General features: G+C 69.0%; 10 protein-coding genes and 2 pseudogenes. 5 read left to right on the forward strand and 7 right to left on the reverse strand.

What is annotated here, in order from left to right; all coding sequences use genetic code 11:
- Nucleotides 1–96: 96 nt before the first annotated feature.
- Both GTY47_RS03490 and GTY47_RS40625 read right to left on the reverse strand, forming a co-directional pair.
- Nucleotides 97–363: pseudogene (locus tag GTY47_RS03490) on the reverse strand (hypothetical protein); the annotation flags it as partial.
- 89 nt (nucleotides 364–452) lie between these two features.
- Nucleotides 453–680: pseudogene (locus GTY47_RS40625) on the reverse strand (hypothetical protein); the annotation flags it as partial.
- A gap of 403 nt (nucleotides 681–1,083) precedes the next feature.
- Between GTY47_RS40625 and GTY47_RS03500 the strand changes: the two are divergent.
- The 5 genes from GTY47_RS03500 (at nucleotide 1,084) to GTY47_RS03515 (ending at nucleotide 6,390) form a co-directional block, all read left to right on the forward strand.
- Nucleotides 1,084–4,131 carry a glycoside hydrolase family 2 TIM barrel-domain containing protein gene (locus tag GTY47_RS03500; protein ID WP_010038614.1) on the forward strand — a complete coding sequence of 1,016 codons (3,048 nt, stop codon included), beginning with the start codon at nucleotides 1,084–1,086 and terminating at the stop codon, nucleotides 4,129–4,131.
- A 508-nt stretch (nucleotides 4,132–4,639) separates the two neighbouring features.
- Nucleotides 4,640–5,086, forward strand: a complete 447-nt coding sequence (locus GTY47_RS03505) for an HIT family protein (RefSeq protein ID WP_010038615.1) — start codon at nucleotides 4,640–4,642, stop codon at nucleotides 5,084–5,086.
- Nucleotides 5,087–5,204: 118 nt separating this feature from the next.
- Nucleotides 5,205–5,702 (forward strand): VOC family protein, encoded by a 498-nt coding sequence (locus GTY47_RS03510; protein WP_010038616.1) that lies wholly within the window; start codon nucleotides 5,205–5,207, stop codon nucleotides 5,700–5,702.
- 104 nt (nucleotides 5,703–5,806) lie between these two features.
- Nucleotides 5,807–5,956 (forward strand): hypothetical protein, encoded by a 150-nt coding sequence (locus GTY47_RS40100; protein WP_173937343.1) that lies wholly within the window; start codon nucleotides 5,807–5,809, stop codon nucleotides 5,954–5,956.
- Nucleotides 5,957–5,982: 26 nt separating this feature from the next.
- The gene (locus tag GTY47_RS03515) at nucleotides 5,983–6,390 is read left to right on the forward strand and encodes a hypothetical protein (RefSeq protein ID WP_173937344.1); all 408 of its coding nucleotides are present in this window, start codon (nucleotides 5,983–5,985) and stop codon (nucleotides 6,388–6,390) included.
- A gap of 271 nt (nucleotides 6,391–6,661) precedes the next feature.
- On the opposite strand, the gene GTY47_RS03520 is transcribed toward GTY47_RS03515, so the two are convergent.
- The 5 genes from GTY47_RS03520 to GTY47_RS03540 form a co-directional block, all read right to left on the reverse strand.
- Nucleotides 6,662–7,417: a class I SAM-dependent methyltransferase gene (locus GTY47_RS03520; RefSeq protein WP_010038618.1), complete on the reverse strand. Its 756-nt coding sequence runs from the start codon at nucleotides 7,415–7,417 to the stop codon at nucleotides 6,662–6,664.
- Nucleotides 7,418–7,548: 131 nt separating this feature from the next.
- Nucleotides 7,549–7,845 (reverse strand): hypothetical protein, encoded by a 297-nt coding sequence (locus tag GTY47_RS03525; protein ID WP_010038620.1) that lies wholly within the window; start codon nucleotides 7,843–7,845, stop codon nucleotides 7,549–7,551.
- A 270-nt stretch (nucleotides 7,846–8,115) separates the two neighbouring features.
- On the reverse strand, nucleotides 8,116–9,450 hold the full coding sequence (locus tag GTY47_RS03530; protein ID WP_050810212.1) for a glycoside hydrolase family 68 protein: 1,335 nt from the start codon (nucleotides 9,448–9,450) through the stop codon (nucleotides 8,116–8,118).
- A gap of 183 nt (nucleotides 9,451–9,633) precedes the next feature.
- The gene (locus GTY47_RS03535; RefSeq protein ID WP_231911206.1) at nucleotides 9,634–10,647 is read right to left on the reverse strand and encodes a LacI family DNA-binding transcriptional regulator; all 1,014 of its coding nucleotides are present in this window, start codon (nucleotides 10,645–10,647) and stop codon (nucleotides 9,634–9,636) included.
- A gap of 116 nt (nucleotides 10,648–10,763) precedes the next feature.
- A partial coding sequence (locus tag GTY47_RS03540) for a substrate-binding domain-containing protein (protein ID WP_010038627.1) occupies nucleotides 10,764–10,981 on the reverse strand: 218 nt, incomplete at its 5' end.

The following is a 10,981-nucleotide window of genomic DNA, read 5'->3' on the forward strand; positions in this document are numbered from 1 at the left end:
GGAACCCCCTGCGTGCCCTGCCGCTGGGCGACCTGATCACCTGGGGCGAGGGCAGCAGCACGGGCGACGGCTACTGGGGTCCGCTGTGGGACAGGCTCACCGCGGCAGCGGTCCCCGGCCCCGCTGTCGGGTCAGGCCGCCGGGCGAGGAGCTGATCTCGTAGCCGAACTGGACGTCGCCGATGGTCTCGCTGCCGGACATCCAGCCCTCGGTGTGGGCGATCCAGTGGAGGACCGCGTTCACGTCCACGGTGCCGGAGGTGGAGTGGGTGGTCCGGAGGAACGAGAACACCTCGTTGATCAACTTCGTCGAGTTGGGGTAGGACTTGCCGCTGATCTCTGGATGGTCGGCCCAGACGCCCCAGATGTTGTTGTAGAGCGTGTAGCCGCTTCCAGACCGCGGCCAAGGCAGGGGCGGCGGCTAGGCCGTGTTGAGAAGTTGCTGGTGTGCTGGGTGGGCTGTTCGGGGAAGTCGCGGGCGGCCATCCAGATCGTCAGGTCGCGGGCGATCCGGTCGATGCTTGTCTCGTTGATGACGTCGTGTTCGCGGTGGGCGGTGTCGCGTCGGACGACTTCGTAGCCGCCTTCGTCCAGAACCGCGACGGAGGTGGACCAGGCCGGGGTGTCTTCGTGGGGCTGGATGATGACGAAGGTGTTGTCCGAGTCGCTGAGGTCGTCGATCTGATAACAGGGCCTCCCGGAGCGTTCGGCGTGTCGACATCGCTTGAACTACCAAGAGGCTGCGCTCCTACGCAGGCCAGGCGCCGCAGTCACCCGATCGAAGTGACCTGTGATCCGAGGCAGGCAGCTGCAGTCGTTCCCAGCACAGAAGCGGTGCCGGACGAGGTGTCCCCGACGTGCGGAAGACCACTGGCGCCGCGGGCGCGGCGTCCTTCTCTCCCGTACCGGGCGACGGCCCGGATGCCACGTCGCTCAAACGGCAGCGTGCCGGGATCGAGGCCGAACAGCGGGGCATCCGGGCCGGCACGCCCGTCGAGACTGCAGTGGCGGGAGCGTCTTCCCGCAACACGCCTTCGATAGTACGTTCGCGCGCATCACCCAAGCCCCTCTGGAGGACTTTGGCATGCCTGCACGCTATTTCGAGGACTTCACGCCCGGCCGCGGGCGGCTGGCGCCGCGCGCGGTCCTGGACTCCGACGCCCCCCGGATCGACCTCAACGGGCAGTGGGCGTTCCGGTTCTCGTCGGCGCTGCGGGTCGAGCCGGACGGGTTCCAGGACCCGGAGTTCGACGACGGCTCCTGGGACGCCCTGCCGGTCCCCTCGCACTGGCAGCTGCGCGGCTACGGCCGGCCCGTCTACCTCAACATCGCCTACCCCATCCCGCTCGACCCGCCCTTCGTCCCACAGGAGAACGAGACCGGTGACTACCGCCGCGTCTTCGACCTGCCGGACTCCTGGCAGGGCGTGCCGGTGGTAGTGCGCTTCGAGGGAGTGGACTCCTGCGCCCGGGTCTGGCTCAACGGCACGGAACTCGGCGTCACCTACGGCAGCCGCCTGGCGACCGAGTTCGACGTGACCGCGCTGCTACGGCCCGGCCGCAACGTGCTGGCCGTGCGGGTGCACCAGTTCTCCGCCGGCACCTACCTGGAGGACCAGGACACCTGGCGCCTGTCGGGCATCTTCCGCGACGTGGCACTGCTGGCCCGCCCCGCCGACGGCATCCGGGACGCCTTCGTCCACGCCGACTACGACGACGCCACCGGCGAGGGCCGGTTGCGCGTGGACGTGGACACGGACGCACCCGTGCGGATCAGCGTCCCCGCCCTCGGCATCCACGACCAGCCGGCCGACGGCGAGCTCCGGTTCCCGGCAGTGCGCCCCTGGAGCGCGGAGGACCCGCACCTCTACGAGGCACACCTGGCCACCGGCAGCGAACGCGTGCGGGTCCGGTTCGGCTTCCGCACCATCGCCATCGACGAGAGCGGCGTCCTGCGGGTGAACGGGCGCCGCGTCCTGCTGCGCGGCGTCAACCGGCACGAGTTCGACCCCGACCACGGCCGCACCCTCTCCCCGGAGGCCATGCGCCGCGACGTGGAGCTGATGAAGCGCCACAACATCAACGCCGTCCGCACCTCCCACTACCCGCCGCACCCAGCCTTCCTCGACCTGTGCGACGAACTCGGGCTGTACGTGACGCTCGAATGCGACCTGGAGACCCACGGCTTCGAGTACGCCGACGCCACGATGTGGGAGCGGAACCCCTCCGACGACCCGCGCTGGCGCGGCGCCTACCTGGACCGCATCGAGCGCACGGTCGAGCGGGACAAGAACCACCCCAGCATCATCATGTGGTCGCTGGGCAACGAGGCCGGCGACGGCCAGAACCTGCGCGCGATGGCCGACTGGGCACACCGACGCGACCCCTCCCGCCCGATCCACTACGAGGCCGACCGGCTCGGCGAGTACACCGACGTCCACGGCCAGATGTACCGCCCGCCCGCGGCCGTCGCCCGCATCGGCCGCGGACAGCTGCTCCCGGGCGAGATCCATTACCCGGCGTGCGCCGGCTCCGGCGACCCGGCCGACGATCCGCGCAACCGCATGCCCTTCGTCCTCACCGAGTTCGGCCACGCGATGGGCAACGGACCCGGCGCCCTGGCCGAGTACGCGCAGCTCTTCGACGAGTACCCGCGGGTGCAGGGCGGCTGGGTGTGGGAGTGGATGGATCAGGGGCTGCGCACGCGCGACGCCCAGGGCCGCGAGTTCTTCGGGTACGGCGGCGACTTCGGCGAGGACCTGCACGACGGCAACTTCTGCTGCGACGGCTTGGTCTTCCCCGACGGCACCCCCTCGCCCGGGCTGCTGGAGTACGCCAAGGTCATCGCCCCCGTCCGCATCGGTACGGGCCGCGAGCCCGGAACGCTGAGCGTCGAGAACCGCTACGAGGTCCTGGACCTCTCCCACCTGCGCTTCACCTGGTCGCTCGCGCGCGAGGGCGTCGAACTCGCCGCAGGCACACTGCCGACGCCGAAGGCGACCCCGGGCGACCGCGTCGAACTGCCGCTGCCCGAGCCCGCCCTGCAGGCCGCCGACGACGACGGCGACGGCGACGGCGACGGTGGTGGTGAACTGTGGCTCACCGTCCAGGCGGAGCTGGCCAAGCCCGCCGACTGGGCACCCGAGGGCCACGTCATCGCCTGGGGACAGCTCCAGCTCTCCGCACCAGGCCGCGCCCACTCGCACGCACCCCTGCTGAGCCCGCACGCCGCGGACGGGTTCATCACGCTCGGGCCCGGCCGGTTCGACCACGCCACCGGCAGCCTCCTCGACCTCGACGGACTGCCCCTGCAGGGCCCCACGCTGGGCCTGTGGCGCGCACCCACCGACAACGACCGCGGCTGGTCCCAGCGCGACGCCACCTACTGGAAGGAACGCGGCCTGGACCGGCTGCGCCACCGCACGGTCTCCGTCACGCCCGACGCCGAGGGCCTGACCGTCGTGGTCCGCAGCGCCGCCGCCGCCGTCCCTTGCGGCTACCTGACGACCTACCGCTGGACCAGCGACGGGACCGGTCTGCGGCTCCACGTGCACACCGAACCGGTCGGCCACTGGCCCGAGCGGGCGGACGCCTTCGCCGACACCATGGTGGACCCCGACCTGCCGCCCGAAGAGCACCGGGAACTTCTGTGCCGCAACACCTCCCGTTCCCTGGCCCGGATCGGTCTCGACTGGCAGCTCCCCGCCGACTGGTCACAGGTCGAGTGGTTCGGCGCCGGCCCCGGCGAGGCCTACCCGGACTCCCGGCAAGCGGTCCGCGTCGGACGGTTCCACACCACGGTCGAGCAGATGCAGACGCCCTACGTGCGCCCGCAGGACAACGGCAACCGCGTGGACGTACGGTGGGCCGAGGTCAGTGACGGCTCCGGCGCCATCCGCGTCCGGGGCGAGGAGCTCTTCCACCTCTCCGCCCGCCGCTGGACCGACCGGCAGCTCGACGTGGCCCGGCACCAGACTGAGCTGACCCCCGGCCCGCTCGTGCACCTGCACACCGACCACGCTGTCCAGGGCGTCGGGAGCGCCGCATGCGGACCCGGCGTCCTGCCCCAGCACCGCCTCGAACTCGGCACCGCCGACTTCACCCTCAACCTCACGCCCTTCCGTCGCCCATGACACGGGAACCGGTCCGCCCGCGCGGGCGGACCGGTCAAGCGGTGCCCGGACATCCCATCCGGGCACGGCAGCACAGGGCACGCACCGGGGACGGCTGACAGGCTCACCTACTCCGCTCCACGGCGCCGCCGCGCCAGCGAACACACCAGATCCGAACGCTGCCGAAGCCGCCCCGGCCGCCGCAGATCGAAGAGGCCGGTGAATGACGGACCGCAACCCTCGTTCGATCGCCCGCCTCCGTGATCGGTACGACAACGGCTACTTAGTGCCTGGTTGGCCGGAGCACCAGGGCGTGTGAAGCTGGTCGTCGGCCACCTGCGCGGTCTCGTAGGTGGCCCAGGCCGACACAGCGAGACGGCTGCGACGACGGCGCCAGAACAGCCGTGTGCCGGCCGATGTCCGCCGTGCCGTACCAGGTGCGTGGAGATGTCCGTCTGGACGATGGCCTGCCAGACTCGTCGATCTAGCTGGGTAGGGTCGGCGTGAGGCGACTTCGGAGGTCTCCGGTGTGAGTGAATGTGCCTTCTGCAGGATCGGACAAGGCGAGATCGATGAGGACTTGGTCGCCTACCGTTCGGAAAACGTCTTCGTCGTCCCTGCGCTCAAGCAGCGGCAGAACAACCCTGGTCACGCCCTAGTCCTGCCTGTGTCACACGTGACCGACCTGCATGACGTACCAGCTGATCTCCTGCATGAGATCTTCGAGGTCACGGCAAGACTGACCTCTGCGGTGAAGGACGCCTATGGGGCTGTCGGAAGCACGGTGACGCAGAACAACCACATCCCAGGTCAAGTGCTTCATCACGTACACGTTCATGTCGTCCCCCGGTTCGAGGACGACGGCTTTCGCATGCCGGACCCGGCACTGCGTGAAGCACCACGAGACGTGCGACTTGCCCGAGCTGCCGCCCTCAGGAGGCATTGCAGCTGGGAGCTTGAGCCTGGCGACGGTTGAGTGACGTGATCGGGCGTCCAGGCACTGGGCCAAAGGTCCCTGCGGGGCAATAGGTCAAGACCTGACCTAGAAGCCACCTAGCGTAAGAACGAGCCGCACGCACTCAGGAGGGCATCTGATGACCGTAAAACCGATCCCGGACGGCTACCACACCGTCACGCCGTGGATCATCTCGCGCGACACCGCCGGGCTCATCGACTACTTGAAGGAGGCGTTCGACGCAGAGGAGATCGCCCGGGTCGTCGGGGACGACGGCCGGATCGGGCACGCTGAGGTACGGATCGGCGACTCGATCGTCATGCCGTTCGACGCGCCGCCACACTGGCCGCCGACGCCCGCCTTCCTGCGCCTCTACGTCGAGGACGCCGACGCCGCGCACCGCAGGGCCATCGCGGCCGGCGGTACCTCCGTGACCGAAGTGACACACCTCTTCTTCGGCGACCGGGTCGGACGGGTACGCGATCCGCTGGGCAATCTGTGGTGGCTCCAGACGCGGGTGGAGGACGTCAGCCCGGAGGAGATGGAACGCCGCCTGGGCGACCCGAAGTGGGCCGAGGCGATGGCGTACGTCCAGGGTGCCGACTTCTTCCCGGAGGTTTCCGGCTTCGAGGGATGACCCACCTCCGCGGGGGGTGGGGCGCAGGCCAGTCACCCCCCAACTGGCCGCCCATTGGGGCGTTCACCCGGCCACCAACAGCTGGCCGTCGAGCCGGTTCGCGTGTGAAGACTCACCGCCCGTCGACGGCACTCGCGATGCTGGTTCTCGACATGGCCGGGGACAACGACGTCTCCGCCTCCACCGTGCGCCGCTGGGTACTGGAAGTCCTCGGCCTGCTCGCTGCCCGCGCCCGTGTCTGGACCGTGCCCTGAAGAAGATCGCCCGTCGGGGCGGTGCGGTGGTCCTGCTGGACGGCACCCTCGTGCGCACCCGCCGCCGCACCGGGACGGACAACCGCAAGAACCATGGCGGGAAACACAAGGCCTATGGCCTGCTCTTCCTCGCACTGACCGACGAGAGGGGAAACCTGATCTGGATCTCTTCCGCAGGCCCCGGCCGGGCCAGCGAGATCACCGCCGCCCGCCACGACCACATCACCAGGCCCGCCTCACCGACGCCGAGAAGGAGGCGAACCGGCTGGTCAGCCGAACGCGCCGCCGTCGAGCACGGCTTCGCGAACCTGAAGACCTGGCGCATTCTGACCAAGGGCCGCATGAACGTCCATCACGCCACCACGCTGCTACGAGCAGCACGAGGACCGCGTCACGGACTCACACCAGTACCACGACCTGCGAGTTCACGATGAAACGATCTCATTGGCGAACTGATCCTCGAATGCCCTCCGTCGCTGGTTGCCGATGCCCTCGGGTACGGCCACCAACTGACGTTCCTGCATGCCGAGAAGGCTGCAGAACCCTGGGCGCGTTACGCGGGCCGCTGTGTCCGCTCACCGTGATGCACGCAGCATGACTCCTCGTCCGGGGCGTAGCGTTGACCGCCTGAACCCGCACAGATGAGAGGGCGCAAGCGTCCTGCGAGCAACCGCGCGGTCCTGCCAGGGACTGAGAGCCCGGTGTCTATACCTTGCTCGCGACCACCATGTAGTTCTCGGCCTCAAGATCGAACGTGCTCACTTCCGTCCGGAGTCCGACCCGGTGCAGCTCGACTTCGAGTTCCTCGTACCGGTAGGGCCAGCAGGACAGCAGTTCCGAGCGGACAAGAACCAGCCCAGTCGCATCAACTTGGGCGATCGCAATCTCGATGTGGTGCTCGTCCTCCCAATGCGGCGCAATCTCCCAGCGGTAGACCACGACGGCATCGCGACCGTTTCGTCGGACGAGTCGGTCCCTGATGTCCAGCCGGGAACCTCTGGCCCTCACGAGTTCCCAGGTGCGGGATGTGAGCACCAAGCGCCCGCCGGGGCGCAGAAGCCGTGACATCGACTCCAGAGCAGCACCCCTGCCTGTCGCGCCCGCGGCATGGTGAAGCGAGTTGCCAACGCAGAACACCATGTCGAACGTGTCGTCCTCGAAATGATCGGGCAACTCTTCCCAGTTCGCCCGCACGGCCCGGACGCAGGCCCCGAACTCCTCAGACAGCTCTGCAGTCCGGCGAACCATCGCTTCGCTGGCGTCAGTTGCGACAACCCGCATGCCACGACCGGCGAGGCCAACCGCCAACTGTCCGGTTCCGCACGAACAGTCGAGGACGTGAGCGTTCGACGGCAGGAGACTGAGGACGTCATCGAACGACGCAGCGAACTCGGCGGGAGGCAACTTTGCATCCGAGATGAGCCATTCGTACACCTCGGCAAGCACGTCATATCCCGTCACAACCACTACCTCCGTCACAGCGGACTCACGGTGGGACGTCAGCCCATCAGAGGAGCAAGCCGGGCACCAATGGTTTTCGCAAGGACAACCCGTCCGCCCATGCCGCGGATAGCGCGAGCTGATCCGCTCGGTCATTCGCCGTGTTCGGCGCTTGACTCCGAGGTCAGGGACGCCAGCCCCATCCCCTCGACACGGTCCGGCACCAACCGCATCCCGCCCGCACCGGGCCCAGCCGCGACGCGCTCCGGCTCCGGCTCCACGATGCCCGACGGCCGCCGTCCCCCGTCCGTCGCCTCGGCCCACTGCCCGAACACCACCTCGGCCGCCTCCTGCCGGCCCAGCTCGGCGTCAACCTCCGCCAGCTCCTCGCGCAGCAGCTCGGCCCGCTCAGTCAGTCGCATCCGCCGCTCGATCGTCCACGTCAGCACGTCACCATGCGCCTCCCTCCCGTTGCGGAACCTACGAGACGCCTCAAGCGGACCACCTCAGAACCCGCGAACCGGCCCGTGACGGAGGATCACCTGCTAATGATCACGTCCTAGACCAGCACGAGCGAGTCAATCTCCACCCACGCCAGAGCCCGACCTGCGAGTAGCGGGGCGCCGCCACGCCATTTACGGACGGGAAGCCAGTTACGGACGAGGGGCGGCTGATCGAATCAGCCGCCCCCCGGATCCGCTCGGGTCGATCGGGCCGGTCTACGGAATGAAGCCGTAGTCCAACTGACCGGCCAGCCTCGTCCTGTCGTCCTTCAGGGACAGTACGAGCGTGCGTGCGAGGGTGCCGCCGAAGCGGGTCCCGCCGTCAGGCGTCGGCACCGTGTCGATGAAGCTCTCCACCAGCCCGTTGGGCATCACGTAGTGCGAGTACTGCTGTGTCGGGGCGTCCTCGGGGTTGCCCAGGACCAGCGCGCTGCCGTTGAGCGGCCGGTAGTCGCTGCGCAGCCCCGGGCCGACGAACCCGTAGAGGCCGTCCCATCCGCTCAGCCCCGGCGCGAACGTGAACTTGTGGCTGATCGTGAACAGGTAGTACTTGCCGCCGCGGATGATCAGGTGCGGCCGTTCGGTCTGCTGGTTCACGCAGTTGGCCGAGAGCAGCGGGGGCTGGAGTTTCCAGTTCTCCATGCTGTCGCCGTCGGCCGTGGCCAGCCCGATGTTGCCCGTGTAGTACTTCGAGTCCTCCGGCACCTCGTGGCCGGCCGGGAGGTCACCCAGGTCACGCTTGGTGCACTGGTACGAGCCCGCGGTACCGCCCGTGTTGCCCTCGAACAGCAGGTGGACCTTGCGGTCCCGCGGGTCGCGGAAGACGAACGGGTCGCGGAAGGCGTAGATGATCGGGCCTTGTTGCGACTGTTCGAGGGTCTGGTACATCTTGCCGTCGGCCTCGGCGATGATGCGGTGGTCCCGGAAGCCGGAGAACCACACGCGGTTCTTGTCCGCGTGGATCTTGCCGGTCGCCTGCGCCAGACGCTGCAGCGCGTCGCTGGGGTCGACCCCGCCGTTGTCGTGCCCGGAGGCGGTGTAGAAGGACTGCACCTTGTCGCCGACGAGCGCCGTCGAGCCGGCCCACTCACGTGAGCCGAACGAGGTGCCGGCCGGGAACAGGTCGCCGCCGTACTTCCAGCTCTTGGCGTCACGCGAGTAGAAGTAACCGATCTTCGCGTACCAGTGCCGGTCACCGAACGGCACCGAGCGCGGGGCCGTCAGCGAGAAGATGACGTGCCAGCCCTTGTACGTGGCGGTCTGGGTGTTGAGCTTGGTGAGCGGCCAGGTGTCCCACACCCACACCTTGTCGGTCATCACCGGGAAGTCGGGTGACACGCGAGGGGCGGTGTTGGTGCTGTCCTGCTTGAGTTTCAGGGCGTCCGCGCGGGACCAGACGGCTGTGTAGTCGTCGTCGGCGGTGTACTGCCGGGTGCCCGTCCGGGACGCGTCGTGGGGGGAGGCGGAGGCGGGAGTGATGATGCCGCTCAGCGTCGCGAAGGCTGCCAGACCCGTCGCCAGCCGGAGCAGCACTCGTCTTGCTCTGTACATACGTCACCCTTGGGGGGAAGAGGGAACGAATGGAAGCTGTGGAGCCGGTTCCATCGCTGACGCTACCTCAGTTTTGCGGGAAAAGGGTGAACTTGTGAGGTGAAGATTTACGAACGAGCAGCGGTCGGAGTCGCGCTGTGGAAGTTAATGGAAACCGATCCAATGCCGTCGGCGCGGCGCGGATCAGGCTCCCGCGACGGCCGTCGTACGCCGGGGCACGAGCTCCAGTTCCAGCATCTTCTCGACGGGCTCGCCGAGGGGCCGGCCGATGCGTTCCAGCAGCATGCGCGCGGCGATCCCGCCGCTGGCGCGCAGGGGCTGGCGTACCGTGGTCAGCCCTACGTAGGCCGCCACGTCGAGGTCGTCGAAGCCGACCACGGACAGTTCCTGAGGAACCCTCACGCCCGCCGAGTTCGCCGCCTCGATCACGCCCAGCGCCCGGGTGTCGGATGCGGTGACGATCGCGCTGGGGGGCTCCGCGAGGGCCAGCAACTCGTCGGTGAGGCGGTGCGCCACGGCGCGGCCGTGGGGTCCGGCCCGCACGTACCGCTCCTCCAGCGCGAGGCCGTACGCCTTCAGCGCCAGCTCGCAGCCCTCGCGGCGACGGGCGCTCGCGCTGAAACGGAAACGGTCGTCGGCGACGTCGCCCATGAACGCGATGCGACGATGGCCGAGTTGCAGCAGATGACGCGTCGCCAGCATGCCGCCGCGCACGTCGTCGATCACCACACGTGGCAGGTCCGGGTGCTCACAGTCCAGCAGCACCGTGGGCAGACCGACCCGTGCCAGCTGCTCCGCTTCCTCGTCGGTGGGCGCGAGCGAGATCGCCAGCAGCCCGTCGAAGCGGTCACCGGCCGCCACCGCCCGGTACTGCTGATCGCGCTGATCCGGTGTGGCCACGTCGAGCAGAGTGAGGTCGTGGTCGCTACCGTGCAGTACGTGTGAGATGCCGCGCAGCCGCTCGACGACCGACGGCTCGGTGGCGAAGGGCGCGATGACGGCGATGCTCTGGGTGCGTCCCGTGGACAGGGCGCGAGCGCGCCGGTTCGGCCGGTAATCCAGATCCCGGATCACCCGCAGCACCCGCTCGCGGGTGTCCTCGCTGACGTTGCGGCTGTCGTTCAGGACGCGCGAGACCGTGCCGACTCCCACCCCGGCCCGGGCCGCGACATCGCCGATGGTCGCCCGTTCTCCCACGGCCGTACAGTACCCGAACTCGCAGATCGACCTGCTGACACGCACATCCTCAGCTGCCCGCCGGGCCCGTCGACTCCTCCTTCCCCCGGGTCGCTTGCGGGAGGGGCTCCGGACCGTCAGCGACCGCCCTCCCGGACGCGTTGCTCACCCGACCCCCGGACGACCAGCCGGGTGGGCACGGTGATCGTGCGGGCCCGGGAGCGGTCGCCGTCGAGCCGGGCCAGGGCGGTGGTCGCGGCGCTGCGGCCGATCTCCTCGGGCGCCTGGGCGACGACCGTGAGCGCCGGTTCCAGCGCTTCGGCGAGGGAGACGTCGTCGAAGGCCACGACGGCCA

Origin of the sequence: Streptomyces sp. SID5464, from assembly GCF_009862985.1 — a bacterium.
GTDB classification, from domain to species: domain Bacteria; phylum Actinomycetota; class Actinomycetes; order Streptomycetales; family Streptomycetaceae; genus Streptomyces; species Streptomyces chartreusis_D.

Excerpts from the sequence above, each read along its gene's own strand:
- GTY47_RS03530 (WP_050810212.1), bottom strand. The coding sequence starts at position 9,450 with ATGTACAGAGCAAGACGAGTGCTGCTCCGGCTGGCGACGGGTCTGGCA.
- GTY47_RS03510 (WP_010038616.1), top strand. The coding sequence starts at position 5,205 with ATGACCGTAAAACCGATCCCGGACGGCTACCACACCGTCACGCCGTGG.
- GTY47_RS03500 (WP_010038614.1), top strand. The coding sequence starts at position 1,084 with ATGCCTGCACGCTATTTCGAGGACTTCACGCCCGGCCGCGGGCGGCTG.